Source organism: Paenibacillus sp. AK002 (assembly GCF_053903045.1).
Window position 1 is genome coordinate 51,304 of record NZ_CP096377.1, and the last position, 26,197, is coordinate 77,500.

General features: G+C 52.1%; 23 protein-coding genes. All 23 read left to right on the plus strand.

Going from position 1 to position 26,197, the window contains the following annotated elements:
* The first annotated feature begins 105 nt into the window (after positions 1 to 105).
* The 23 genes from spoIIE to lysS all read left to right on the plus strand — a co-directional run bounded on the left by spoIIE (position 106) and on the right by lysS (position 25,747).
* Positions 106 to 2,616, plus strand: a complete 2,511-nt coding sequence (gene spoIIE, locus M1D70_RS00260; protein WP_009591899.1) for a stage II sporulation protein E — start codon at positions 106 to 108, stop codon at positions 2,614 to 2,616.
* A 165-nt stretch (positions 2,617 to 2,781) separates the two neighbouring features.
* A complete protein-coding gene (locus tag M1D70_RS00265) occupies positions 2,782 to 3,522 on the plus strand; it encodes a vWA domain-containing protein (protein WP_009591933.1) in 741 nt (246 codons plus the stop codon).
* Positions 3,506 to 4,426: a serine/threonine protein kinase gene (locus tag M1D70_RS00270; RefSeq protein WP_009591904.1), complete on the plus strand. Its 921-nt coding sequence runs from the start codon at positions 3,506 to 3,508 to the stop codon at positions 4,424 to 4,426. The genes M1D70_RS00265 and M1D70_RS00270 overlap by 17 nt, the downstream gene beginning before the upstream one ends.
* 413 nt (positions 4,427 to 4,839) lie before the next feature.
* A complete protein-coding gene (gene tilS / locus M1D70_RS00275) occupies positions 4,840 to 6,270 on the plus strand; it encodes a tRNA lysidine(34) synthetase TilS (RefSeq protein ID WP_433937922.1) in 1,431 nt (476 codons plus the stop codon).
* Between the two features lie 68 nt (positions 6,271 to 6,338).
* Positions 6,339 to 6,878, plus strand: coding sequence for a hypoxanthine phosphoribosyltransferase (gene hpt / locus M1D70_RS00280; RefSeq protein WP_009591938.1), 540 nt, complete (start codon positions 6,339 to 6,341; stop codon positions 6,876 to 6,878).
* Between the two features lie 99 nt (positions 6,879 to 6,977).
* Positions 6,978 to 9,047, plus strand: coding sequence for an ATP-dependent zinc metalloprotease FtsH (gene ftsH, locus M1D70_RS00285; RefSeq protein WP_009591914.1), 2,070 nt, complete (start codon positions 6,978 to 6,980; stop codon positions 9,045 to 9,047).
* Between the two features lie 229 nt (positions 9,048 to 9,276).
* Positions 9,277 to 10,215 carry a quinolinate synthase NadA gene (gene nadA / locus M1D70_RS00290; protein ID WP_009591898.1) on the plus strand — a complete coding sequence of 313 codons (939 nt, stop codon included), beginning with the start codon at positions 9,277 to 9,279 and terminating at the stop codon, positions 10,213 to 10,215.
* Positions 10,216 to 10,253: 38 nt separating this feature from the next.
* Positions 10,254 to 11,870, plus strand: coding sequence for an L-aspartate oxidase (nadB, locus tag M1D70_RS00295; protein ID WP_009591934.1), 1,617 nt, complete (start codon positions 10,254 to 10,256; stop codon positions 11,868 to 11,870).
* The gene (nadC, locus tag M1D70_RS00300) at positions 11,860 to 12,735 is read left to right on the plus strand and encodes a carboxylating nicotinate-nucleotide diphosphorylase (protein ID WP_456288838.1); all 876 of its coding nucleotides are present in this window, start codon (positions 11,860 to 11,862) and stop codon (positions 12,733 to 12,735) included. The genes nadB and nadC overlap by 11 nt, the downstream gene beginning before the upstream one ends.
* On the plus strand, positions 12,732 to 13,496 hold the full coding sequence (locus M1D70_RS00305) for a type III pantothenate kinase (protein ID WP_009591942.1): 765 nt from the start codon (positions 12,732 to 12,734) through the stop codon (positions 13,494 to 13,496). The genes nadC and M1D70_RS00305 overlap by 4 nt, the downstream gene beginning before the upstream one ends.
* A gap of 57 nt (positions 13,497 to 13,553) precedes the next feature.
* Complete coding sequence (gene hslO / locus M1D70_RS00310; protein ID WP_009591925.1) at positions 13,554 to 14,438, plus strand: Hsp33 family molecular chaperone HslO; 885 nt, start codon at positions 13,554 to 13,556, stop codon at positions 14,436 to 14,438.
* Positions 14,439 to 14,458: 20 nt separating this feature from the next.
* The gene (locus tag M1D70_RS00315) at positions 14,459 to 15,394 is read left to right on the plus strand and encodes a peptidylprolyl isomerase (protein ID WP_009591916.1); all 936 of its coding nucleotides are present in this window, start codon (positions 14,459 to 14,461) and stop codon (positions 15,392 to 15,394) included.
* Positions 15,395 to 15,822: 428 nt separating this feature from the next.
* Positions 15,823 to 16,758: a cysteine synthase A gene (gene cysK / locus M1D70_RS00320; RefSeq protein WP_009591941.1), complete on the plus strand. Its 936-nt coding sequence runs from the start codon at positions 15,823 to 15,825 to the stop codon at positions 16,756 to 16,758.
* Positions 16,759 to 17,019: 261 nt separating this feature from the next.
* Positions 17,020 to 18,684: an anthranilate synthase component I family protein gene (locus tag M1D70_RS00325; protein ID WP_456288839.1), complete on the plus strand. Its 1,665-nt coding sequence runs from the start codon at positions 17,020 to 17,022 to the stop codon at positions 18,682 to 18,684.
* A gap of 1 nt (position 18,685) precedes the next feature.
* A complete protein-coding gene (pabA, locus tag M1D70_RS00330; protein WP_456288840.1) occupies positions 18,686 to 19,267 on the plus strand; it encodes an aminodeoxychorismate/anthranilate synthase component II in 582 nt (193 codons plus the stop codon).
* Positions 19,264 to 20,151: an aminotransferase class IV gene (locus tag M1D70_RS00335; RefSeq protein ID WP_456288841.1), complete on the plus strand. Its 888-nt coding sequence runs from the start codon at positions 19,264 to 19,266 to the stop codon at positions 20,149 to 20,151. The genes pabA and M1D70_RS00335 overlap by 4 nt, the downstream gene beginning before the upstream one ends.
* Positions 20,148 to 21,008, plus strand: coding sequence for a dihydropteroate synthase (gene folP / locus M1D70_RS00340; protein ID WP_456288842.1), 861 nt, complete (start codon positions 20,148 to 20,150; stop codon positions 21,006 to 21,008). Before M1D70_RS00335 ends, folP begins: the two co-directional genes overlap by 4 nt.
* Before the next feature lie 36 nt (positions 21,009 to 21,044).
* Complete coding sequence (gene folB / locus M1D70_RS00345) at positions 21,045 to 21,407, plus strand: dihydroneopterin aldolase (RefSeq protein WP_009591901.1); 363 nt, start codon at positions 21,045 to 21,047, stop codon at positions 21,405 to 21,407.
* A 7-nt stretch (positions 21,408 to 21,414) separates the two neighbouring features.
* Positions 21,415 to 21,963: a 2-amino-4-hydroxy-6-hydroxymethyldihydropteridine diphosphokinase gene (gene folK / locus M1D70_RS00350; RefSeq protein ID WP_036672070.1), complete on the plus strand. Its 549-nt coding sequence runs from the start codon at positions 21,415 to 21,417 to the stop codon at positions 21,961 to 21,963.
* Positions 21,915 to 22,121 carry a helix-turn-helix domain-containing protein gene (locus tag M1D70_RS00355; RefSeq protein WP_009591935.1) on the plus strand — a complete coding sequence of 69 codons (207 nt, stop codon included), beginning with the start codon at positions 21,915 to 21,917 and terminating at the stop codon, positions 22,119 to 22,121. Before folK ends, M1D70_RS00355 begins: the two co-directional genes overlap by 49 nt.
* A gap of 223 nt (positions 22,122 to 22,344) precedes the next feature.
* Positions 22,345 to 23,376 (plus strand): tRNA dihydrouridine synthase DusB, encoded by a 1,032-nt coding sequence (gene dusB / locus M1D70_RS00360; RefSeq protein ID WP_009591922.1) that lies wholly within the window; start codon positions 22,345 to 22,347, stop codon positions 23,374 to 23,376.
* 210 nt (positions 23,377 to 23,586) lie between these two features.
* The gene (gene greA, locus M1D70_RS00365) at positions 23,587 to 24,063 is read left to right on the plus strand and encodes a transcription elongation factor GreA (RefSeq protein ID WP_009591919.1); all 477 of its coding nucleotides are present in this window, start codon (positions 23,587 to 23,589) and stop codon (positions 24,061 to 24,063) included.
* Positions 24,064 to 24,235: 172 nt separating this feature from the next.
* Positions 24,236 to 25,747, plus strand: a complete 1,512-nt coding sequence (gene lysS, locus M1D70_RS00370; protein WP_456288843.1) for a lysine--tRNA ligase — start codon at positions 24,236 to 24,238, stop codon at positions 25,745 to 25,747.
* Positions 25,748 to 26,197 lie beyond the last annotated feature (450 nt).

A 26,197-nucleotide genomic window follows, 5' to 3' on the forward strand; every position in this document is an offset into this window, starting at 1 on the left:
TTGTCGGAAATTTCTTTGGGGCTTGTCCGGTGTTCTGACAAACTTTCCGAAACGGGGGTTTTATAATGGGACCAACAAATTCGTGAAGAATGGGGTGCCAGCGTAATGGATAAAAGAAATCTGGTGATGTTTCCGGGTACTGAGGCAGTTAAAGGGGGAGCGGGTTCCATTCGTGCCCGCGTGGCGGAACGGTTAGGGCAGCTGCCTTTCCTGCAGCGTCCCATCCACTTCCTGGCCGCAAAGAAGTGGATGATCCTGCTAACCTTCATGGGTTTTCTGCTCGGACGAGCTATGATTCTGGGGGAACTTTCTCCATTTGCCGTCGCCTATTTCGCAGTCATCGCCTTTATGCGACGCGATGTTTTGCTGCCGGTAGGCGCAGCGATCGTTGCAGGAAGTTTATTTGCGTCCTTTCCGGTGGCATGGATGGTGCCGGCAGAGATTTTGATCTTTTATTTTATGATGCGGGGCTTGGAGACATATGATCGGGCGGAATTGTCTTATGCACCGTTGATGGTATTTGTCTCCACCTTCTTTGTGAACCTGTTCAGCGTCCTCATCGGACCCAGCATTACCTGGTACTCCATGATGATGCTCACCTTGAATGCCGTACTCAGTTTCGTGTTAACGCTGGTCTTTATCCAGGCGATTCCGGTGCTGACGCTTCGTAAAAAAACGCATGTTCTTCGTAATGAAGAAATTCTATGCATCATCATTCTGCTGGCGTCGGTCATGACAGGTGCCGTCGGCTGGACCGTTCAATCCCTGTCGGTGGAGCATGTCTTATCCCGGTATCTGATTCTGCTGTTTGCGTTGGTAGGGGGTGCGCCGCTGGGCGCCTCGGTTGGCGTAGTGACGGGCCTGATCCTCAGTTTGGCCAATATATCGGCCTTCTCGCAGATGAGCCTGCTCGCCTTTTCCGGGATGCTTGCCGGTATGCTGAAGGAAGGGAAGAAAGGCGGCGTATCGCTGGGCATGCTGCTCGGGGCAACCATTCTTTCCATCTATTTCAGCAATCCCGGAGAAGTCATGATCTCCACATGGGAAACCTGCGCAGCCATCGTGCTGTTCCTCATTACACCGAAAAGCGTGATGCAGGCCATCGGCAGATATGTGCCGGGGACGCAGGATCATACCCGTTCTCAGCATGAATATGCCAAGCGGGTCCGGGACCTCACAGCCGATCGCGTGACCCAATTCTCCAAGGTGTTCCGCCAGCTCTCGCAAAGTTTCGGACAAACGTCAGGGGTCATACAGCCTCCAGGCAAACAGGCGGAGGAGATGAATCATTTCATGAATGCCGTGGCGGAAGGAAGCTGCGCCACCTGCTATAAACGGAATCAGTGCTGGGACATGAAATTCTACCAGACTTATAAATATATGACCGATATGATGACCTCGATCGAGGAGAATCCCGAGATGGAAGCAGACGATCTGCCGCCGGAGTGGAGCCGGATCTGCGCCAAGAAGGAGGAGGTGCTCGGCATCCTGAAGCAGCAGTATCATCTTTACCAACATGATATGCAGTGGAAACGCCAAATATACGATAGCCGCCATCTGGTAGCGGAACAATTATCCGGGGTGTCGCAGGTCATGGAGGATTTGGCTCGAGAGATTAAACGGGAAAGCCAGACGATGCACATTCAGGAGGAGCAGATCAGGGAAGCGCTGCAGCAGTTGGGGTTATCGATCCAAGGCATCGATATTATTAGCCTGGATTCGGGTCAGGTCGAGATTGAGATCGTTCATGCGTATACCCGCGGATATGACGAATGCAGGAAGATTATCGGACCGCTGCTGTCCGACATTCTCGGGGAGCATATCGCCGTGATGGAAGAAACCCTGACCCATCCTAGGGACGGATTGGCGACGGTGCGTTTCGGTTCGGCCAAAACATTTGAAATTATGACGGGGGTAGCGGCAGCGGCCAAGGGAGGAGATCTTTTATCAGGGGATAGTTTCAGCACGGTTGAGCTGGGCAACGGCACGTTTGCGGTAGCGCTCAGCGATGGAATGGGGAACGGGGAAAGGGCAAGGCTCGAGAGCAGCTCGGCCCTGAATATATTGGAGCAGCTGCTACAATCCGGCATGGATGAGAAGCTGGCGATTAAATCGGTCAACTCGATCCTGATGCTGCGTTCGCCGGATGAAATCTATGCCACCGTCGATATGGCTCTCATCGATCAATACACGGCTCAGACCACTTTTATGAAGATCGGTTCGACGCCAAGCTTTATCAAAAGGGGCAATGATGTCATACCGGTCTCGGCCAGCAATCTTCCCATCGGCATTATCCAGGATATCGAGGTGGATTTGGTATCCCTGCAGCTGCAGGCGGGCGATGTTCTCATTATGATGACGGACGGCATTTATGATGCGCCGGGTTACGCGGTGAACAAGGAGTTATGGATGAAACGAATGATCCAGGAAGTGAACAGTGAAGACCCGCAGGAAATAGCCGATTGTCTGCTTGAGAAGGTGATCCGCTATCAACAGAATCAAATCCATGATGACATGACGGTGGTGGTCGGGCGCGTGGATCACTTCCATCCGGAATGGTCGAATGTGCATGTTCCGGGATTCGCCCGCATGGAGCGGCCTCGAACGGTTAGCTGAGGATTTGCAACATATCAAAGCGATTACCCGGGAAATGGAGGCCCGGAGCCGATCAATTCTTTTCCGTCTATTCTTCCTGATTGTCGTTTGAACTCTCTTGAATGTGGAAATGATAGAGATAGAAATCCAATCGATAGGATGGATCAGACGGGAGGCAATTTGATTATGAAACAAATCTTGCTGATTACAGACGGGTGTTCGAATGTCGGTGCCAGTCCGGTTCTGGCCGCGGCGCATGCGCTGCAGGATGGTATTGTCGTAAACGTGGTGGGGGTCCTTGATTACGGGACGATCGGTGAACTTGGGGGATTGGAAATACAGGAGATAGCCAAAGCGGGAGGAGGCATACACCGGATCGTAGGTACGCCGCAGCTTGCGCAGACGATGCAGATGATGACTCGGAAAACGGTGGTTCAGACGATCCAACAAGCGGTAAATAAGGAGATACAGCATATTTTGGGAGGCGGGACGCTGGAGGAACTTCCGCCGGACAAGCGTTCGCAAGTCGTCGAAGTGGTGGATGAGCTGGCCGAGACGTCATCCCTTCAGGTTGCACTGTTAATCGATGCAAGTGCAAGCATGAAGCCTAAGCTGGCAGCCGTTGAGGAAGCGATACGCGACCTGATGCTGAGCTTGAAAGCGCGCGCAGGCTCAAGCGAATTGTCGGTATTCCATTTTCCCGGAAAACATAGCGGAGAGGATATCGTCATGGACGTGGATTGGACCTCGGATCTTGACGGTGCCCGCGGCATGTTCAGCAGGCTGCAGATGAAGGGGGCGACGCCGACAGGACCTGCCTTGTTAAAGGTGATTGAATTTTACCGATATGGTACACTAGAAGGTAATCAATCATGGCAGGGTCGTTCCAGCCAAGAGGAAGGGATGCTCGGTGACTACGTTGTCTAACCCGGGTTATCCGCCAGGAACCGTAATTAAGGGCAAATGGCGGAACAGCCGGTACATCGTGGAACGTATGCTCGGTAAAGGGGCTAACGGCAAGGTGTATCTGGTCCACCGGGCAGGAGTTCGCGAGCGTTATGCTTTAAAAGTAGGCTATGACGCTCTGGATCTACAATCCGAAATTAATGTGCTGAATGCGCTGAAAGAACAAATGACGGACCCTTACCTCGTGGAGGCGGACGATCATCATGATGGCAGCGGCGAAGTGTCCTTCTATGTCATGCGTTACATTGAGGGGAGCCCGCTGCATCATTTTATTCGCAAACGCGGCACCGAGTGGGTCGGCCTGATCGGGCTGAAGCTGCTTGAGAAGCTGTCCGTTCTGCATGCATCCGGTTATGCGTTCGGAGATTTGAAGCCGAATAATGTGATGGTTTCGGCCTACGGAAGGGTGGAACTGATCGATTACGGCGGCGTCAGCTCCTTCGGGCGCAGCGTAAAGCAGTTTACGGAATGGTATGACCGGGGATACTGGAATGCCGGGAGCCGGACCGGCGACGTATCCTATGATTTGTTCTCGTTTGCCGTGATGTGCATCGGCCTGCTGGATGAGAAGTCGCTTAAGGAGGCGTCTTGTCAGCTCCCCCAAACCCGGAGCGTTGCCGACCTGCAGCTGGTGCTGCGAAGAAACCCCGTATTCAAGCCGTACGCCGTCTGGCTGAACAAGGCATTATCGGGAGAATTCGCGGATTCACGGGAAGCGCTGAACGAGTGGAGAAAACGGATATATGAAGGCTCGAGCCGAGGCGGGCGCCCAGCTCCGGGACGTACACCGCGCTGGCTAAGGAACGCGTTTGGGTTGTCCTTGGTCATTATGGCCTGCGCCGTTTATTTTTTCTTTCGCTCATGAGTTGTTGCCTTGTTACTGGGAGTTCATAAAGATTCGAGTTCAAAAAGGTCGATTTTCAGCACCGAAGCTTATCTTCCCGATGTGCGTTTTTTCAAAACGCTTCAGTTGGATGAAGCTAGGGAGTGAGGAGAGAAAGCGTACGTTTTTGGTACGTGAGCACCTGAAATGTTTCCGCAGGAAACATACTTCGAAAGCGTCTGCTTAGGCCCGGCTGAGTTCAAGATTGATGCCGAGTGGCTTCCGGATTCACTTCGTGTTAGATATAGAATTTATGAGTTATCAGTGGAACTGATGAAATTCTATAGCAAGAAAACCTACCTATGCATCGCGGTCGCTCATCCTTGAAGTGGCCTCGATAGGGGTTTTCTTATCAAAAGTGGACTTTTTGAACAACCTCTAAAGGGGACCTGGAAGTGAAACAGGATTATTTACGAACATTCGTCCAACATATCGAGCGTACTGCCGCAGAGTTTGATTTGTGGTCGGAAGGCGACGGTATCGTGGTTGCCGTTTCCGGCGGACCGGATTCCGTTGCGCTTCTGCACGTTCTGCATGAAATCTCTATGCACCGTACGCCGCTCCGATTGATCTGCGCTCATGTGCATCATGGTTTTCGAAGAGAGTCGGATCAGGAGGCGGAGATGGTGCGCGAGCTGGCGGAATCGCTCGGACTTCCATTGGAAACGGCGTTCATCGATATTCCCGCTTATATGGAAGAGAGCGGCAAGGGTGGACAGGAAGCGGCGAGAGAGAAGCGTTACGAATTTCTGCTGCAAACGGCCCGGAAACACAATGCGCGCTCCGTGGCTTTGGCTCATCATGCCGACGATCAAGCCGAGACGGTATTCATGAGGCTACTGCGCGGAAGCGGTTTGTCGGGCCTGGGCGGCATCAAATTTAAGCGCACGGAAAAAAAAGTGGAACTTATCCGCCCGTTCCTTCGTATGTACAAGGCGGATATCGTGGAGCTGTGCCGCGTGTGCGGATTCCAGTATGCGGTGGATCACAGCAATCTGCAGACGAAGTACCGCCGTAATGCGATTCGCCTGGAAGTATTTCCTTTTTTGGAGCGATACAACGGGCAGTTCTCCTCCTCACTCAATCAGCTGGCCGAAATTGTCCAGCAGGAGGATGATTTTGTGGAGCTTGAAGCTGCGAAGCAATTTCGGAGTTTGGTACAGGAGAACGATGGGAGGCTCGCTTTCGACGCGCCTTCCTTTTTGGGCTTACATGTCGCTTTACAACGGCGTTTGATTAAACTAATATTAAATTACCTGCCCTCAGATCAGGAAAACACCGATTTTGTCAAGATTGAAACGGTGCGCCACGGCATTCTTAACGATCAGCGAAGCAACTGGCGTCTGGATCTGGGTGACGGCATAACCTGTGTTCGTGAGTACGGAGTGATCCAGTTTTGGCCTAATCCTCCGGAAGAACAGGGACAGTACATATACATTCTTGATTCTCCTGATGCGTCAGAGCTTTATGTTAAGGAAATCGGAAAAATGCTGACATTGTCGTTAAAGACAGGAAGCGAAAGCCGGAGCGGCTCCAGACCATCGGCCTTTGTGGCGGATTTTGATGCGGATGAGCTGCGGTTTCCTTTAACCGTGCGCAACAGACAGCCGGGAGACAAGATGAAGATCATGGGATTAAACGGAAGCAAAAAGGTGAAAGATATTCTCATTGATGAGAAAATCCCGCCGTCTGTCCGTGCCCGGATTCCTATTCTTTGTGACGGTTCCGGCAGCATCGTATGGATTCCAGGTGTACGACGTTCCGTTCACGCCGCTTGCGGGCGGCACACATCACGAGTTCTCCGGATGGAGCTGTCGGATGTTTAAGGCAAGTGTAAAACGAAGAATGGCCCGTTTCACGCTTTCATAGTATAAACGTAGGAGGTCCACTTAAGTTGCAGAATGACATTCAGGAAATACTCATCAGTGAAGAAGAGATCCGCGCAAAAATTAAGGAACTCGGTTCCAAACTCAGCGCCGAATATGAGGGACGCAATCCGCTCGTTATTTGCGTTCTTAAAGGTGCGTTTATTTTTATGGCCGACTTGGTTAAATCCATAACAGTACCTCTGGAGTTGGATTTCATGGCTGTATCCAGCTATGGAGCATCAACCAAATCCTCTGGCGTGGTCAAGATCATTAAAGATCTGGACGCTTCCGTTGAAGGCAGGGATGTTCTGATTGTGGAGGATATTATTGACAGCGGTCTTACGCTCAGCCATTTGATTGAGCTTCTTAAGAGCCGCAAGGCAAACTCGGTGCGTGTTGTCACCCTGTTCGACAAGCCGGCACGCCGTACGGTGGATTTGCAGGCTGATTATACCGGATTCGTGCTGCCGGATGCTTTTGTTGTCGGATACGGGCTCGATTACGCCGAGCATTACCGGAACCTCCCCTACATCGGGATTCTGAAACCGGAAATCTACAGCAGTTAAACCACGCCAATAGGCTGCTGCCACAGATCGGGGGCCTTTGTTGAGATGGCCAGACAGGCTGTGGTAAAATATCTTATGTGTCTTGAGAGGAGGTAGGGGATGAGTCGGTTCATCCGGAATTCTGGTTTTTATTTGATTCTATTTTTAGTCGTGGTGGGCATAGTACAATTCGTCACCAATGGCGGCGAGCAAGCCGATGCCCCTAGTTATAATCAACTGCGGCAGGAAGTCAAAGCTAACAACATAGAGGAAATGACGGTACAATTTGACGGTTACGCTTATCTGGTGACCGGTAAGTATAGGGAGATATCCGAAGAGAAAAAATCGGAGAATTTCTCGACCTATATTCCTGCCACGGATGCAGCAATGCAAGAGCTGACTGCAGCCAGTGATAGCAACAATGTCAAACTGTCCGTGGTGCCAATGGAAGGCCAAAGCATTTGGCTGACATTGCTTTCATCCTTTATTCCGCTCATCATTATGTTTGTTCTGTTCTTCTTCCTGTTCAATCAGGCTCAGGGCGGCGGCGGCAAAGTGATGAACTTTGGTAAGAGCAAAGCCCGCTTATATAATGAAGAGAAGAAACGGATTACATTTGAAGATGTAGCCGGAGCAGATGAAGAGAAGCAGGAGCTTGTCGAGGTTGTTGACTTCTTGAAGGATCCGCGCAAATTTAACACGGTTGGCGCTCGCATTCCGAAGGGCGTCCTGCTTGTCGGTCCTCCGGGTACCGGTAAGACGCTCCTTGCACGTGCCGTTGCCGGCGAAGCGGGAGTGCCGTTCTTCAGTATTTCCGGTTCCGACTTCGTAGAGATGTTTGTCGGCGTCGGTGCTTCTCGCGTACGCGACTTGTTCGAAAACGCGAAGAAGAATGCACCATGTATCATCTTCATCGATGAGATTGATGCTGTAGGTCGTCAGCGCGGCGCCGGTCTCGGCGGCGGTCATGACGAGCGCGAGCAGACGCTCAACCAATTGCTGGTTGAGATGGACGGTTTCGGAGCGAACGAAGGCATTATCATCGTCGCTGCGACCAACCGACCGGATATTTTGGACCCGGCGCTTCTTCGCCCGGGACGTTTTGACCGTCAGATTACCGTCGATCGCCCGGATGTGAAGGGCCGTGAAGCCGTACTGAAGGTTCATGCACGCAACAAACCGTTGACGAAGGATGTCAAGCTCGACATCATCGCCAAACGTACAACCGGTTTTACGGGCGCCGATCTGGAGAATCTCCTGAACGAGGCTGCCTTGCTTGCGGCTCGCCGCAACCGTAAAGATATCTCCATGCGAGAAGTGGATGAAGCGATTGACCGCGTTATCGTGGGTACCGAGAAGCGCAGCCGCGTGATCAGCGACCGCGAGAAACGCATCGTAGCTTACCATGAAGCCGGTCATACCATTGTGGGTTACTTCCTTGAGCATGCGGATACGGTGCACAAGGTAACGATTATTCCTCGCGGCCGTGCCGGCGGATATGTCATCATGATGCCGAAGGAAGATCGGATGCTTGTAACGAAGCAGGAATTGCTGGACCGCGTAACCGGTTTGCTTGGCGGCCGTGTCGCCGAGGAGCTGTTCATCGGCGAAATCGGAACCGGAGCATACAGCGACTTCCAGCAAGCAACAGGCATCATTCGCAGCATGATTGTGGAATACGGTATGAGTGAGAAGCTCGGACCGATGCAGTTCGGTACATCCCAAGGACAAGTGTTCCTGGGACGTGATATCGGACACGAGCAGAACTATAGTGATGCAATCGCTTATGAAATCGATCAGGAAATGCAGCGGTTCATTAACGAATGTTATGAGAAGTGTAGAGAGCTTCTGACCAAGCATTCCAAAGAGGTTCATCTGATTGCCAACACGCTTCTGGAGAAGGAAACACTGGAGCTTGAGCAGATCAAGAACCTCATTGAGACCGGATCGGCTGAAGGCGATGGCAGTGGCGAAGGTGAAGGTTCTTCCGAGAACGGCGAGCCGATCATCGACAACATTGGCGACGTGAAAGTTCGCATCCAAGGGAAAGAAGACGGCGGGCAGCCGACTTCCACGGAAGAAATTCCGAACAACCCGATGGATTCGAATGATCCAGCACCGGAAACCAAAGATTCCGAACGCAAGGATCCTCCAGGCGGATCGGACAACGGTAACAGCAGTTTAACGTAATATTCGTTGATAAAACATCGAATACCGAATAAAAAAGAAGAACCGGAGAACGATGATTCGTTTTCCGGTTCTTTTTGTGCTTTCTATCACATTGACAGGGGACAGAACGAACGTGTACATTAGTTGTTAAATAAGGATGCGCTTCCTTTCACAAAGGTGGAAACCATCCTGAAAGTCACATGGTCATCAGCGGCGAACAGCCGGACTACATAAAGGGAGAGGGTCGATCATGGAAGCTTTGGCACTGGAGCGCAAGGCAGAACAGAACCGTGAACTGCGTGAGCGGTTAATGCAGTTGAAGAAGGAACGTAATGCAATTATTTTGGCTCATTATTATCAACGGGACGAAATTCAGGAGGTTGCTGATTTCCGGGGGGATTCCTTCTTGCTCGCGCAGAAGGCGGCACAAACCGACGCCGAGGTCATCGTATTCTGCGGCGTGCATTTTATGGGCGAGAGCGCCAAAATCCTGGCACCAAACAAAACGGTTCTCATTCCGGATGAACGGGCCGGCTGTCCTATGGCCGATATGGTGAACGTGGACGGACTGCGGAAATTGAAAGCGCAGCATCCGAATGCGAAGGTGGTTACGTACATCAATTCATCCGCTGAAATCAAGGCCGAAACGGATATCTGCTGCACTTCCTCCAACGCCGTGAAAGTGATTCAGTCGGTGGATTCGGACGAAATTATATGGGTTCCCGATAAGAACCTGGGGCACTATGTTCAGCAGCATACCGACAAGAAACTCATTATTTGGGAAGGATACTGCAACACGCATGACATGCTGACCGTTAAGGATGTCGTCGAGATGAAGGCCAAATATCCTCAGGCTGAATTTGTGGTGCATCCGGAATGCCGTCCGGAGGTTGTTGCCATGGGTGACTTTGTGGGAAGTACAACCGCCATCCTGGAATATTGCAAACAGTCATCGGCCAAGGAGTTTATCGTGGGAACTGAGGACGGTACCGGTTATCAGCTTCGATTGGATAGTCCGGATAAATCGTTCCACTTCGCGACGAAATTCCTGGTATGTCCGAATATGAAAGTGAATAATCTCAAAAAGCTGGTGAGAGCACTTGAAACGATGAAGCCGCAGATCTATGTGCCGCCGGTCGTTGCAGAGAAAGCCAGAACTTCATTAGAGCGCATGTTACAGGTTAAGTAGCATGCGCTACTCTTTCGTGAAAAGACAGGTGAGGCAACGTGATACCGCAGTATTTGATTGATTTTGAGCTGAACGATCTCCCGGTTGTAGAGACGGATGTCATCGTGATCGGTTCAGGCATTGCGGGTTTATATACGGCGATCATGGCAAGTGCGACTCAGAATGTGCTTTTGATTACGAAAAAATCACTCCTCGAGAGCAACACGCGTTATGCTCAAGGCGGGATCGCGGCCGTAACGGCCGAGGATGACTCGCCGGCATATCACCGTCAGGATACCCTCCTTGCAGGGGCCGGTTTATGTTCATCTGCCGCGGTGGATGTGCTTGTAAACGAGGGTCCCGTCGGGGTTCAGGAGCTGATTCGCCTCGGCACGACGTTTGATGTGGAGAACGGCGAGCTTGCATTGACCAAAGAAGGTGCGCACAGCCACCGACGGATCCTTCATGCCAACGGTGATGCTACCGGTTATGAAATTGTGCGCGCTCTTTCCATTCAGGTCGAAATGCTTCACAATATAAAGGTATGGGACGATCATTTTGTCATTGACCTGATTACCGAGCAGGGAGAGTGTCACGGCGCTTTGGTACAGATGCCGGATGGCAAGCGGGTATTCGTGCGCGGCCGTGCGACGATTATGTGTTCCGGCGGGGCCGGTCAGTTGTACCGGTACACGACCAATCCGGAGGTTGCGACCGCGGATGGCATCGCCATGGCTTATCGGGCAGGTGCGGAAATTCGGGATATGGAGTTTATCCAGTTTCATCCGACGGCGCTCAGCTATCCGGGCGCTCCCCGATTCCTGATATCAGAGGCGGTTCGCGGCGAAGGTGCCGTGCTTCGTAATATAAGAGGGGAACGGTTCATGCCGAAATACCATGAGTTACAGGAGCTCGCACCGCGGGATATCGTGGCACGGGCCATTGTCAGCGAAATGGAAGCGACGGGATCGACCTTCGTATATCTGGATATTACCCATGAGTCGCCGGAAATGGTCAAACATCGATTCCCTACGATTTATGAAACATGCATGCAGTATGGGCTGGATTTATCGTCCGATTGGATTCCGGTCTCCCCGGCTGCGCATTATATGATGGGGGGCATCAAGACCAACCTGCACGGCGAGAGCAGCGTGAAGCGATTATTTGCTTGCGGAGAGGTCTCGTCTACCGGTGTTCACGGAGCGAACCGGTTGGCCAGCAACTCGCTTTCGGAGGCGGTCGTGTACGGCAGTCGGATTGTCGAGCGCATTAAGAGCCTCCCGGAACCCTCTGGGGATCCTCTTCGGGTATCATTCCATCTGGGCCGCAAGGACGCTCCGTCGCAAGCGATGGTGGAAAAACGCTTGAAGCTTCAGAAGGTCATGGTGCGTTATGCAGGACTTCGGAGAAATCGGGATACTCTAATAAGAGCAGCGGAAGAGCTTGGCCGTCAGCTGCCCTTGTTCCAATCGATGCTCTCCAAGCGTGAAGAATACGAATTTGCGAACATGCTGACTGCATCCCTGCTGGTGGTTCAAGGCGCGCTGGGACGGGAAGAAAGCCGGGGAGCTCACTATCGTGAGGATTATCCGGAGCGAAATGACAGCGAATGGCGCAAGCATATTGTGTTTATACGGGACCAAGAAATGACGGAGGAATTGAGCGATGATGTTTAACGGATACAACGATGGCCTTCTCCAGAGCATACGAACTTGGCTGCAGGAGGATATTGGGTCGGGGGACATTACGACCCTCACCACGATCGAGCCGGGTCACGAATCCAAAGGGGTTATCCATGCCAAAGAGGCAGGGATCGTGGCAGGCATGCCGGTGGCAGAGCTGGTATTCGAAACGGTAGATCCAACGCTTACGTTTACGGCATTGGTCCGTGACGGAGAAGTGGTGGAAAAAGGGACGATTCTCGCTGAGGTGGAAGGAAGCACCCATCGTATTTTGACAGGCGAGCGGCTCGCGTTAAATTTGCTTCAGCGTCTATCGGGCATTGCAACCAAAACACGTTTTTTTGTTGATGTGCTTGAGGGATTGCCGACAAGGCTGGTGGATACCCGGAAAACGACGCCAGGCCACCGGATGCTTGAGAAATATGCCGTGCGGGTCGGCGGCGGCGCGAATCATCGCTTCGGCCTGTACGATGCCGTCATGATCAAGGATAATCACATCAAGGGTGCGGGCGGAATCGCCCAGGCGATCAGCCGGGCCAGAGCCCATATCCCGCACACCATGACGATCGAAGTTGAAACCGAGAGCCTGGCACAAGTGGAAGAAGCCTTGGCTGCAGGCGCGGATATTATCATGCTGGATAACATGAATCATGACATGATGACGGAGGCCGTGCGGAGAATCAAGGCCAAGTCGCCTCACGTTCGCGTTGAAGCATCGGGGAACGTTACATTGGAGACCGTGCGCGGGATTGCGGAGACCGGGGTCGATGTCATTTCGGTTGGACGGCTGACGTATTCATTCCATAGTCTCGATATTAGTTTGGATCTGAATGCAAAGAAAGGAGGAGCAGAGGGTTGATTCTCGTTGTGGACGTAGGGAATACCAATATTGTGCTGGGTGTGTACCAGGGAAAGAAACTGCTGCATGATTTTCGGATCAGTACATCGCGTCAGTCTACCGTGGACGAATACGGTGTATTGATCCACAATTTGTTTCAAATGTCCAATATATTGGTAAGCCAAATAGAAGGCGTTATTGTCTCTTCCGTAGTTCCTCCGCTTGTGCGCGTGGTCGAGGAAATGTGCAATAAATATATTGGCAAGGCGCCCCTTATCGTTGGGCCGGGAATCAAAACCGGACTCAATCTGCGGTATGAGAATCCGCGCGAGGTGGGGGCTGATCGGATCGTGAATGCAGTAGCAGCCGTCGAGCAGTACGGGGGGCCGCTGATCGTAGTGGATTTCGGTACGGCGACGACGTTTGATTGCATTGATGAAGCTGGCAACTATCTGGGCGGCGTAATTGTGCCGGGCATTGGCATTGCCACGGAAGCCCTTGTACAGCGTGCTTCCAAGCTTCCTCGCGTAGAGCTCGAAAAGCCGAAAAAGGTGATTGGGCGCAACACCGTTCATGCCATGCAAGCCGGCATCGTATTCGGTTATGCAGGACAGGTCGATGGCCTGGTTAAACGCATAAAAGCCGAGATGGGAACGGACAATGTTAAGGTTATCGCCACGGGGGGAATGGCTGAGCTGATTGCCGGCGAAACGGAATCCATCGAAGAGATTTCTCCCCTCTTGACGCTGGAAGGCTTGCGTATTATTTACGAGCGTAACTAGAACCGGTATAAAACCGTTAGATATTACAAACAACCAGAAAGACAAGGAGGCCTCAAGATGGGTAATCAAAAAGACCGTATGCTGCGGGGAACGGCGTTAAACGGGAAAGTGCGGGCATTTGCCGTTCGGACAACCGATCTGGTGGAAGAGCTTCGCCGAAGACACGATACGTTCCCTGTCGTCACAGCCGCTTTGGGCCGCACCGTGTCAGCAGCAGCGATGATGGGAGCTATGCTGAAGGGAGATGAGCGTCTTAGCATTCAGGTTCGCGGCGATGGGCCGATCGGTCTGATTGCGGCGGAGAGCAATGCCAAGGGCGAGGTACGCGGTTATGTCAAAAATCCGCATGTGGAGCTGACGAATATACGTCCGGGCAAGATGGACGTAGCCGCTGCGGTAGGGACCACCGGTCAGATTGATGTAGTCAAGGACTTCGGATTGAAGGAGCCTTACCGTGGTAGCGTGCCGATTATCTCGGGCGAGCTGGCTGAAGATTTCACGTATTATTTTGCCGTATCCGAACAGACCAACTCGGCGGTAAGCTTGGGCGTCCTGGTTTCGCCGGATTATTCCGTGGCCAATGCCGGCGGCTTCATCATTCAGCTTCTCCCCGGCGTTAGCGATGAAGAGATTACGGAGATCGAGCTGGCGTTAAGCAAGATTCCTCCGATCACCGAGATGCTGGAGGAAGGGCTGGATCTCGAGGATATCCTGAAACGCGTCGTTCCGGATGTGACGATTCTGGAGGAAACGGAAGTCTACTTCAGCTGCGACTGCTCGCATGAGCGGGTGGAGCGCGCACTGATCAGCCTGGGACGGGAAGAGCTTGAGCAGATGATCGAAGAGGACGGCAAAGCAGAGGTTTCCTGCCATTTTTGCAATGAACGATATACGTTTGACCGAGAACAGCTTAAATCCGTGCTAGAGCGGGCCAAATCTTAATGTTGGGATGAGCGACCGTGATGACGAGACAAGAGAAGGGATTGTGGGCGACCGTCATTGTCTTGACAGCATGCGTATTGGGTATGGGGGGCTGGATGCTGTTTTCCGGGGGCTTTTCGCAGGAGGCTTCTCCGCCGTGGAAAGCAGGCTCCCAGCCCGTTGCATCCATCCAGGACAGGGCGATTACCGAAGACGAGTGGGTTGACGAGCTGAAGAAGAGATATGGGCGCGAAATGCTGATGACCATGCTGAATCGGCACGCCGTGGCGCTGGAAGCGAAAGCGAAGGGCATTGATGTGACGGCAGCGGAAGTCGAGACGGAAATCGAAGTCATGAGCCGAAGCTATGGCTCTAAGGAACGGTTCTTATCGGAAATGGAAGATCAGCTTGGCATTACGGAGAGTGAGTTAAAGACGGAGACGACATATCGGCTCCTGCTTGAGAAAATTGCGACTTCCGATGTTCACATCGAGGAGCAGCAAATCGATTCGTATCTGGAACAGTACCCTGATCAATTTCGACCCAAGAAACAGCTGAATTTATCCATGATTGAAGTCGCTTCGGAAGATGAGGCGGAACGCGTCATGGATCGGTTGGAGAATGGGGAGGATTTTGCGGATCTCGCAGCTCAGGTATCCCTTGACGAGTACACTCGGGAAGACGGCGGACAGATCGGCTTGGTAGAAGAGGATGACCCTTTTTTGCCGCCAGAGCTGCTTGAAGCAGCGTTATCGCTCGAGCCCGGGGATATTGCGGGACCTGTATCGCTCACGGACACATATGCCATAGTATATGTTAAGGATATTATTGAGCCTCAAGCTCCTAGCGAGGAAAGTATCCGGAAGGCGGTTCGCAAGCAGCTGGCCCTGGAGCAGTCGGTGTCCTTATCGGAATTGGAGCGGCAGCTTCGCGAGAAATACGAGGCACGGATCAGTGCGGGTACGGTTACGCTGTAAATAGAGCAACAACATGAGGAAAGCTCGCTGTGGCGGAGAAAGATCTGGCTGCAGGAGCTTTTTTCGCTGTAGTTAATGCCTAAGCTTGGATGGCTGCGGAAAATTGGCGGTTATCCGGCATGAAGTCCTCCGAAGGATTTCGCGTTCGGCTCGTTCGTGAGTCGCAGGAAAATTCACCTAGAAATGTTGATTTTCGAGCAGCTGGATATTGACAATGGCCTGTAACGTTGATAAGATGAAGGTACAAAAACCTACCTTTTTACTCGGATATTGGAGAGCCATTGAACATCTGGAATTTTATTAATTTGCCGGCTCCCATTTTTTTAACATCGAGAACCTACAAATTCATGATTCGACATTCGAATGAATAACACCATTATGTATTCACTATTTTTATCCAGATCCATATTTAGAGGAGGTCTTCATTCATGGCAAAAGTCGTAAATAATGTGACAGAATTAATCGGTGAAACACCGCTCGTCCGTTTGAACCGGATCGTACCGGAGGATAGCGCAGAGATCTATCTGAAGCTGGAATACCAGAACCCGGGCGCCAGCGTTAAAGACCGGATCGCGATCAGCATCGTGGAAGAGGCAGAGAAGGATGGACGTTTGAAGCCGGGCGATACGATTATTGAAGCGACCAGCGGTAATACCGGCATCGGCTTAGCTATGGTGGCAGCGGCCAAAGGCTATAAAGCGGTTATCGTCATGCCTGAAACCATGAGCTTGGAGCGCCGGAACCTGCTGCGTGCTTACGGAGCGGAACTGGTCCTGACACCGGGATCGGAAGGAATGAACGGAGCCGTTAAGAAGGCCGAAGAAATCCTGAAGGAAAATGCCGGATTCTTCATGGCCGAGCAGTTCAAGAACCAAGCCAACGTGAAGATCCACCGTGAAACGACTGGTCCGGAAATCGTTGAAGCGATCCAATCGATCGGCGGTTCCCTGGATGCGTTCGTGGCTGGCATCGGAACAGGCGGTACGATTACAGGCGCTGGGGAAGTGCTGAAAGAGCAATACCCTGACATCAAGATTATTGCGGTGGAGCCTGCTGCATCGCCAATCCTTGCCGGTGGCAAGCCAGGCCCTCACAAAATCCAGGGCATCGGCGCAAACTTCATCCCGGAAATATTGAACCAAGAAGTCTACGATGAAATCGTCCATGTAGAGAATGACGATGCCTTTGAAACTTCCCGCCGCGTGGCGAAGGAAGAAGGCGTTCTTGGCGGTATTTCCTCCGGTGCGGCTGTATATGCTGCCTTGAAGGTCGCCAAAGAGCTTGGTAAAGGCAAGCGGGTTGTTGCTATCATTCCAAGTAACGGAGAGCGTTACCTGAGCACGCCGCTCTATAACTTCGAATAAAATGATCTGGAATAGGCTGTGCATTTTCATCTCACCCAAGTGAGGTAATGTACTGCGAGAAGGGAGCCCTCAATGTGTTTTTTATAGCATTGAGGGCTTTTTGCGTATACTACTCCCTAAGATAACGCTTTAATGGATTCAAGGGCTGACCGCTTCAAAAATTATTGTTGGACAAGCCTCTATTTAGGGTTTTCAAGAGAAGCGGGATACAGTATACTGACAGGCAACAGTAAGGCTTTTGAAGACTAAGGGAGGATCGGCATGGATAGAAGAGTGGAGCTGGCCCAGTGGCAGGCATGGGCTAAAGAGGGCTGGTCCGTCGTTCCCTATCTGGTTCAATATAAAGGAGCAACACGAGGATTACCCCTGTCATGGAGACATGCTTGGAAAGAAGCATCGCCTTATGCCTTTGTGCTGGAGAGCGGCAAGGGTGGACGCTACACGTATCTTGGGTTACGACCGGTGTCCATTTTGCAGGGAAAAGGAAGCCAGGGCGAGGTCGTCGAAATGTCAGGCGGATTGCGAACGCAGATAACGGGAGAGCCGCTGCATCTGTTGGAGCAGTGGATGAAAGCGTGGAAATCACCCCGAGTGCCGGGATGGCCGGACTTTCGGGGAGGCTGTGCAGGCTTTCTGAGCTACGATGTCATCCGCTCGATCGAGCAGCTGCCCGTGATGGCAAAGGATGAGCCCGGCTTTCCGGATTATTTGTGGATGCGCATGGAAGAAGTCTGGATTTACGATCATGCGGATGACAGCCTATACTGCTCGGTGCATGTTCCTCTGCCTTGGGCTTTCGGGAGCGGGGAAGATTCGAAGGAAGCGACGGCGATTGAGGATTCAGCGGATGTTTCTGAAGGTTCGGAGCTCTCACAGGGGCAGGAAGGGATTTTGGAGGAATTATATGAGAAGGCCGCCTTAAGAGCCGAATCGATGCTCTCCCAATGGAATCAAATGTACGGAACGGGACCAGAGAACGATTCGAGATCCGAAGATGAACGGATGCGGCAGGAACGATGGAAGAAAGCGCAGGAGCTGTCAGGGCCGAATGTGGAGGTCTGGGATCGGCTGGAGATTGATTTTTCGCAGGAAGCGTTCGAGCAGGCGGTTCTCTCGATCCAAGAATATATTCGGCAGGGCGATGTTTTTCAGGTCAACTTGTCTCTTCGCCGGCATCTGCAGCTCCATGCGGAACCTTCCGATATTTACGAGTGGCTGCGCATTCTGAACCCTTCGCCTTATATGGGGTATTTATCCTCGCCAGGCTTCAGTTTGGCTAGCGGCTCACCGGAATTGCTGGTGAAGCTGGATGGCGATACCGTGTCAGCCCGGCCGATCGCGGGTACCCGGCGCCGGGGGAGAAATCCGGAAGAGGACGCGGCCATGGAAGCGGAGCTGCTTGGCAGCGAGAAGGAACGGGCTGAGCATATTATGCTGGTCGACCTGGAGCGGAATGACATCGGCCGCATAGCCGAATACGGGACGGTGCATGTTCCGGAGCTGATGACCGTGGAGAGGTACTCGCATGTCATGCATTTGGTGTCCCAAGTGGAAGGGCGGATTGCTGAGGGCAACAATGCATATGATGTCATTGCGGCAGCGTTCCCTGGCGGCACCATTACCGGCGCGCCCAAAATCAGGACCATGGAAATCATCGAAGAGCTGGAGCCCGTGACGCGGGGGCCTTATACCGGCTCCATGGGCTGGATCGATTATAACGGCGATATGGAGCTTAACATTATTATCCGGACCCTCGCCGTGAAGGATGGGGTCGGTTACATTCAGACAGGTGCTGGGATCGTCATTGATTCCGATCCTTATCGGGAATACCGGGAGTGCCATAACAAGGCCAAAGCTTTGATAGCGGCGCTGATGTGCAGTGAAGAAGAAGCCGCAGCGGCAGCTGCCTATATAGGGGGAAAATAACATGATACTTGTCATCGACAATTATGATTCGTTTACGTATAACCTGGTTCAATATTTGGGAGAGCTCGGCGAGGAAGTCAAGGTTTACCGGAATGATGAGATCGACATCGCCGGCATCGAAGCGTTGGCGCCGGACCATATCCTGATATCGCCGGGACCGTGCACGCCGAATGAAGCGGGCATCAGTCTGGACGTGATTTCGCATTTCAAAGGGATCATTCCGATCTTCGGCGTCTGCCTCGGCCATCAGGCGATCGGGCAGGCCTTTGGCGGCAACGTCATTCGTGCGGAGCGCCTCATGCATGGGAAAACATCCGCCATCCAGCACACAGGAGAGTCGGTCTTCACAGGTTTGCCGGTTCCGTTCACCGCAACGCGATATCACTCGCTGATCGTTGAGAAGGAGACCCTCCCCGAGGAGCTGGAGATTACCGCCTGGACGGAAGAGGGCGAAATCATGGGGCTGCGGCACAAGCATTATCCCGTGGAAGGCGTACAGTTTCATCCGGAATCCATCATTACCGACCATGGCCATCAGATGCTGCGCAACTTCCTGAAGCGCACGGCTGGCGCCAAGGCATGAAATATATAGGCATGAACGGCGGCATCGTTGAAGCTGCCGACGCGGTCATACCTGTGATGGATCATGGGCTTTTGTACGGAATGGGTCTATTCGAAACCTTCCGCACATATCAAGGGAAGCCCTTTTTGCTAGAGCGGCATTTGAACCGGCTGACGGACAGCTGCCGGGAGCTCGGAATCGCCCACAAGGCGGATGCCGAGAGGATCAGCGGCTGGATTGCGGAGCTGATGGAGGCGAACGGCCTTCAGGATGCCTATATACGGTACACCGTAACCGCAGGAGAAGGCTTGCTCGGTTTGCCGGCCGGAGATTATGCGAAGCCGGCCGAGATATTATTCGCCAAGGAGCTGCCGGCCGCCAATGCTGCGCTCTACGAGACTGGCAGAGCCATGAGGCTGCTGTCCCTACCGCGGAACACGCCGGAATCAGCGGTCCGGATGAAATCCCTGCATTATATGAACAATATACTCGCAAAGCGGGAATTGGCAAGATATCCGGAACCATCGGGTGGTCCGGCAGAAGGGCTGATGTTAACTTCGGCGGGAGACGTGGCCGAAGGCATCGTCAGCAACGTCTTTTTCGTCAAGAAAGGGCGTTTATATACGCCGGAGGTGGGTACGGGCATTTTGCCGGGGATTACCCGGGCGGTGGTGCTGGAATTGGCTGCCGATCTTGGCATTGAGGCCGAAGAAGGCCGTTATGGTTGGGATGTATTTGCCGGAGCGGATGAAATATTTACGACAGGCTCTGTTCAGGAGATTGTTCCGGTCACGACGTTGATTGGAGTTGAAGGTGAGGCACTGACCATCGGACAAGGAGTGGCCGGCCCGATAACCCGTACATTGCTGTATGCGTATAGAAGGAAAGCAGGGCTTGATATATGAAAACAACCATCTATGAACGTGAATATCGTTTGAGCAAGGACGCTTCGTTAAAGCTCGGTCAGTCGACGCTCATTATGGGCATATTGAATGTGACGCCGGATTCGTTCTCGGACGGAGGCCGCTATAACGACACGGAGCGAGCCGTGGAGCATGCGCTTCAGCTGATTGAGGAGGGAGCCGACATCATCGATATCGGCGGGGAATCGACGCGGCCGGGACACGAGCCGGTTGGAGCTTCAGTGGAGCTTGCCCGCGTAATCCCGGTTATTGAAGCTATTCACCGGCACGCGCCGCAAATTCCGTTGTCGATTGACACCTATAAAGCGGAAGTGGCGCGCCAGGCTATTGGAGCGGGGGCTCATATCATCAATGATATCTGGGGCTTTAAAGACGATCCTGATATGCCTAAGACGGCGGCAAAGCTTGGATGCCCCGTCATTCTTATGCATAATCGCCGCGATCGAAATTACACGAATTTGATAGAAGACGTAAAACGCGATTTGCTGGAAAGCGTCGAAATTGCGCGCGCTGCCGGTGTGCAGGATCACCAAATTTTACTTGATCCGGGCATCGGGTTTGCTAAGGACTATGACGAGAACATGAAAGTGATGGCATCTCTCGATCAGCTTGTGGGGCTGGGGTTTCCGGTACTGCTGGCTACCTCCCGCAAAAGGTTTATCCAAACCGCGCTTGGCGCTCCGGCACAAGACGTGCTGGAAGGAACGGCAGCCACCGTCGCATACGGGATTTCGCAAGGCTGTCAGATCGTTCGGGTGCACGACGTGAAGCATATGAAACGGACAGCGATGATGTGCGATGCCATGACTTACGCTTCAACGGAGCTTCAACGCAACTAATTTTTTGGGATCAAGGATGGAAGGGCGGAGTAGGAGATGGATAAAATGATACTGAGCCGCATGGAATACTACGGTTACCACGGTGTGTTTGAGGAAGAGCGGAAGCTGGGCCAACGTTTCTATGTGGATCTTGAGCTGGAGATGGATTTAAGCAAAGCCGCGAAGACGGATGATCTGACGTTAACGGTAAATTATGCCGAAATTCACGAACTCCTGCTGGAGATTATGCGGACGGAGTCGTTCCGCCTGATTGAAGCTTTAGCGGAGCATATTGCATCTAAGGTATTGGACACTTATACTATTATCGATGCTTTAACGGTCCGATTGACGAAGCCGCACCCGCCTTTTGACATTCATTTTGAAGGTGTGACCATTGAGCTGCACCGGACCAGGAAGTGAGACGATCATGAATTCACACGCCACCTCTGAGTGTTCAGAGGCTTATATTGCTTTAGGGGCCAATTTGGGAGACCGCGAGGGGAACCTGATGGAGGCTTTGGAACGGTTGGATGAAGTGCCAGGCATTGAGGTAGAGCGCGTATCCAATCTGTATGAGACCGAACCGGTCGGTTACGTGGATCAGCCGATGTTCCTTAATATGGCCGCAGCCGTGTCGACATCGCTGAGTCCTCATGAGCTGCTTGCCGTAATGCAGCAAATCGAGAAACAGCTCGGCCGGGTCCGTCATATTCACTGGGGACCTCGGACGGTGGATCTGGATCTGTTATGGATGGAAGGACGCCGCCTGGATACGCCGGACCTCGTTCTGCCGCATCCCCGCATGCAGGAACGGGCTTTCGTTCTCAGGCCGCTGGCCGATATCGTGTCTGAGCTTGAACCTTCTGGTCTGTACCCCGTGGTGAAGACAGCACTTGAGAACCTGGAAGGAAAGGAAGGAATTCAGCTTTGGAAAACAAGCAGCTGGCGCAGCGTATCCGCGCTTTCCGAAAATTGAAGGGTTTGACCCAGCAAGAGCTCGCCGAGCGATCCGGTATTTCTCTGGCTGTTCTTGGCGCCATCGAGCGGGGGAACCGTCGTGCCGAGGAGCAGATGCTGGCTCAGATTGCCGACGTGCTGGAGATTACGTTGCAGGAGCTTAAAGAACGGAACTAGATTATCTATCGTGAAGGCGATTCAGGTTTATTTTTTTGAAACCCTGCCATTAATATAGGAAGATGTCTTTTGGATGGGATCTACAAGAATGAGTAAATGTTGCGGACTGGACGATTGCGCGATTCATGGGTATGATGGTTTGGTTTGAAACTTAGGGATCTCACGCTCAAGAAGCGGGATCCTTCGACTATAAATATTTGAAAACAAAGGAGGGGTACATGGAATGGATCAATTGAAAATCGGAAACGTTGAAATGAAAAACCAAGTGGTTCTGGCGCCGATGGCTGGCGTGTGCAATCCGGCGTTCCGATTGATCGCCAAGGAATTCGGCACCGGTCTGGTCTGCGCCGAAATGGTCAGCGGCAAGGCGATCGTTCACGGCAACAAGCGCACCCAGGAAATGCTGTTCGTCGACGAGCGGGAGAAGCCGTTGAGCCTGCAAATTTTTGGCGGCGACCGCGTATCCCTGGTGGAAGCGGCCAAAGTCGTCGATCAGCAGACCAATGCCGATATCATCGACATCAACATGGGCTGCCCTGCACCGAAGGTAACGAAGATGGATGCGGGAGCGCGCTGGCTTCTGGATTCGAACAAAATCTATGAGATGGTCGCGGCGGTTGTCGATGCCGTGAACAAACCGGTCACGGTGAAGATGCGCACAGGCTGGGATAGTGATCATATCTACGCTGTCGAAAATGCGCAGGCTGTCGAACGGGCGGGCGGTCAAGCCGTCAGCGTTCACGGACGTACGCGCGAGCAGCTCTACACCGGGCACGCAGATTGGGACATCATTCGCCAAGTGAAGGAAGCCGTCTCCATTCCGGTTATCGGCAACGGCGACGTAGTGACGCCGGAAGATGCACGACGGATGCTGGATACGACGGGATGTGATGGCGTCATGATCGGTCGTGGAGCGCTGGGCAATCCTTGGATGCTGTACCGTACCGTGGAATACCTGAAGACGGGCCAGCTGCTGTCGGATCCATCTCCGCAGGAGAAAATCCGGATTGCCATCCTGCATATGGACCGGCTGATCGCCCTGCGCGGCGAAGCGGTAGCGGTTAGGGAGATGCGCAAGCATCTTTCCTGGTACTTGAAAGGGCTCAAGGGATCGGCTCGCATTAAAGATATTATTATGGAAGAAACGAAGCGTGATGAATTGGTCAGCCTTCTGAACAACTTTGTGAACAATCTGGAGGTCCATGAAGAATCGGCAAAAAGCGTATACCCTCAAGCCGCTGCGGCGATTGGATGATACGAGGTGCAGGCTGTTAACGGTTGCGTATATGCGACATCCGTGACAGCCTTTGCGCGCATTGACTTTTTGAAATGGTTCCCATATAATCTTTCAGTATAAATTCAAGAAATTGAGCAGGCATCAGAGGGAAGTTCTGATCCCCAAGAATTCGCATATAGTATGTTGATACCGTGGTTTAAATTATTTACATGACAGGAGAATCGGTTAATGAGCGATAAAGAAGTCATTCTTACCCAGGACGGTCTGAAGAAACTGGAGGACGAACTTGAGAATCTGAAGTCTGTGAAGCGCCGCGAGGTGGCTGAGCGGATTAAAGTTGCCATCGGTTATGGCGATATTAGTGAAAACTCCGAATATGAAGACGCCAAGAACGAGCAAGCCTTTATCGAAGGCCGGATTATTACGCTGGAGAAAATGCTCCGCAATGCGCGCATCATCAACAACGATGATATCAATACCGATGTAGTCGGCGTGGGCAACACGGTGATCGTGGAGGATTTGGAATTTGGCGACACGATGGAATATACCATTGTAGGTACGGCCGAATCGGATCCGCTTAACAACAAAATCTCGAACGAGAGCCCTGTCGGCAAAGCGATTATCGGCAAGCAAAAAGGATCGGTTGTGGATGTTAACGTTCCTGCGGGCGTTATTCAATATAAAATTGTAGACATTAAGAAGTAAGTCGGAATGTGGTGTAGAAAGCTTCCTTCGGGGGGCTTTTTTAAATAGGTTAGGGCCGGGTTGAGGGCTTAATGGATGGATGGCATGTCTTGAAATGGCTGCCCTACCGTTAAGTCCTTGCCGAATGTGTACGGGATTCACAATGGAAGCGAAATGAAGGAGATGAATGACGATGACGGAAGAATTGAACAACCAGGAACAAGAACAGGAGTTAAGTGAGCTTTTGCAAATCCGCCGCAACAAATTGGACGAGCTTCGCAAGCTGGGCATCGATCCGTTTGGCGGAAAATACGAAAGAGAACATCACGCAGGTGATATTCTGAAACAGTACGACGAGCTCTCCAAGGAAGAGTTGGAAGAGAAGCAGGTGGAAGTGAACCTGGCTGGACGAATTATGGCTAAACGCGGCATGGGCAAGGCTTCTTTTGCCCATATTCAGGATTTGAGCGGCCGGATTCAGATTTATGTTCGCCAGGATTCCGTTGCAGAAGCGCAGTATGAAGCATTCAGCATCCTTGATCTGGGTGACATCATCGGGGTAAAAGGGGTCTTGTTCAAGACCAAGACCGGTGAAACTACCGTAAAAGTGAAGGAACTGGAGGTTCTTTCGAAATCGCTGTATCCGCTCCCTGAGAAATTCCATGGTTTGAAGGATGTAGAGCTCCGTTATCGTCAGCGTTACGTCGACCTGATCATCAATCCCGATGTGCAGAAAACCTTCATTACCCGTTCCCGGATTATCCAATCGATGCGCCGTTACCTGGATTCCCAAGGCTATCTTGAGGTGGAGACCCCGACCTTGCATTCCATCGCTGGCGGTGCGGCGGCACGCCCGTTCATCACGCATCATAATGCGCTCGATATGGAACTGTATATGCGGATCGCAATTGAGCTCCATCTGAAGCGCCTGATTGTGGGCGGACTTGAAAAAGTGTACGAAATTGGCCGCGTATACCGGAATGAAGGGATCTCTACCCGTCATAATCCGGAGTTTACGATGATTGAGCTTTATGAAGCTTATGCGGACTACAAAGATATTATGGCACTGACTGAGAATCTGATTGCCCATATCGCCCAAGAGGTGCTGGGCACCCAAGTCATTTCCTATCAAGGGCATGAAGTGGACCTGACGCCGCAGTGGCGCCGCGTATCCATGGTGGATGCGGTAAAAGAAGTTGTCGGCGTAGACTTCAGCGTGGATATGTCCAACGAGGAAGCGCATCGTCTTGCCAAAGAACACAAAGTTCCGGTTGAGCCGCATATGACATTTGGTCATATTTTGAACGCGTTCTTTGAGCAATTCGTAGAAGAGACGCTGATTCAGCCGACGTTCGTAACCGGTCACCCGGTTGAGATTTCGCCGCTGGCGAAGAAGAACGACGTGGATCCGCGGTTCACGGATCGCTTTGAGCTGTTTATCGTGGCGCGCGAACACGCCAATGCATTCTCGGAGCTCAATGATCCGATTGACCAGCGTCAGCGTTTTGAAGCGCAGATGAAGGAGAAAGAGCAGGGCAATGACGAAGCGCACGAGATGGATGAAGATTTCCTGCGTGCCCTGGAGTATGGCATGCCGCCAACTGGCGGACTTGGCATCGGGATTGATCGTCTGATCATGCTTCTGACCAACTCCCCGTCCATTCGCGATGTCTTGCTGTTCCCGCACATGCGTAATAAGGAGTAGGTTTTGAAGGTTTTGCTCCTTTCATAGATAGAAAAGAGGCAGTTGGCTATAGCTTTCTATAGTCGACTGCCTCTTTTGTGCATAGAGCGCGTTTTTGTTATGAATGAAAAGCTGTGCTACATTCACTTGGTACAATGCATCGACACGTAATAGCCTGGGTGTTTTGGCGTTGTACTGCTTGGCGCCTATGATACTTGGCTAGGGAACCAACACGAACGGAGCAGCTAAAGATGATGGCCTGCAGTGGACCGTCATTCTGGAGACTCATATACAGCTTCAGTTATACCCTATGCCCCGAGAGGCAGACGGAATTAGATGGACTTAAAGAGTCATTTTAGGCAAGCAAACGGGTGTATAATTTTACCTTATTCTTAATTCGCGAAAAAGGGTTGCATATAGGCGAATGCCATGGTATATTATATTTCCGGCCAAGAAATACGGCCTGGAACA

What these genes read in the sequence shown, in the direction of transcription:
- spoIIE (WP_009591899.1), top strand. Translation starts at nt 106, where the DNA reads ATGGATAAAAGAAATCTGGTGATGTTTCCGGGTACTGAGGCAGTTAAA.
- M1D70_RS00265 (WP_009591933.1), top strand. Translation starts at nt 2,782, where the DNA reads ATGAAACAAATCTTGCTGATTACAGACGGGTGTTCGAATGTCGGTGCC.
- ftsH (WP_009591914.1), top strand. Translation starts at nt 6,978, where the DNA reads ATGAGTCGGTTCATCCGGAATTCTGGTTTTTATTTGATTCTATTTTTA.
- nadA (WP_009591898.1), top strand. Translation starts at nt 9,277, where the DNA reads ATGGAAGCTTTGGCACTGGAGCGCAAGGCAGAACAGAACCGTGAACTG.
- nadC (WP_456288838.1), top strand. Translation starts at nt 11,860, where the DNA reads ATGATGTTTAACGGATACAACGATGGCCTTCTCCAGAGCATACGAACT.
- hslO (WP_009591925.1), top strand. Translation starts at nt 13,554, where the DNA reads ATGGGTAATCAAAAAGACCGTATGCTGCGGGGAACGGCGTTAAACGGG.
- M1D70_RS00315 (WP_009591916.1), top strand. Translation starts at nt 14,459, where the DNA reads ATGACGAGACAAGAGAAGGGATTGTGGGCGACCGTCATTGTCTTGACA.
- cysK (WP_009591941.1), top strand. Translation starts at nt 15,823, where the DNA reads ATGGCAAAAGTCGTAAATAATGTGACAGAATTAATCGGTGAAACACCG.
- M1D70_RS00325 (WP_456288839.1), top strand. Translation starts at nt 17,020, where the DNA reads ATGGATAGAAGAGTGGAGCTGGCCCAGTGGCAGGCATGGGCTAAAGAG.
- pabA (WP_456288840.1), top strand. Translation starts at nt 18,686, where the DNA reads ATGATACTTGTCATCGACAATTATGATTCGTTTACGTATAACCTGGTT.
- M1D70_RS00335 (WP_456288841.1), top strand. Translation starts at nt 19,264, where the DNA reads ATGAAATATATAGGCATGAACGGCGGCATCGTTGAAGCTGCCGACGCG.
- folP (WP_456288842.1), top strand. Translation starts at nt 20,148, where the DNA reads ATGAAAACAACCATCTATGAACGTGAATATCGTTTGAGCAAGGACGCT.
- folB (WP_009591901.1), top strand. Translation starts at nt 21,045, where the DNA reads ATGGATAAAATGATACTGAGCCGCATGGAATACTACGGTTACCACGGT.
- folK (WP_036672070.1), top strand. Translation starts at nt 21,415, where the DNA reads ATGAATTCACACGCCACCTCTGAGTGTTCAGAGGCTTATATTGCTTTA.
- dusB (WP_009591922.1), top strand. Translation starts at nt 22,345, where the DNA reads ATGGATCAATTGAAAATCGGAAACGTTGAAATGAAAAACCAAGTGGTT.
- greA (WP_009591919.1), top strand. Translation starts at nt 23,587, where the DNA reads ATGAGCGATAAAGAAGTCATTCTTACCCAGGACGGTCTGAAGAAACTG.
- lysS (WP_456288843.1), top strand. Translation starts at nt 24,236, where the DNA reads ATGACGGAAGAATTGAACAACCAGGAACAAGAACAGGAGTTAAGTGAG.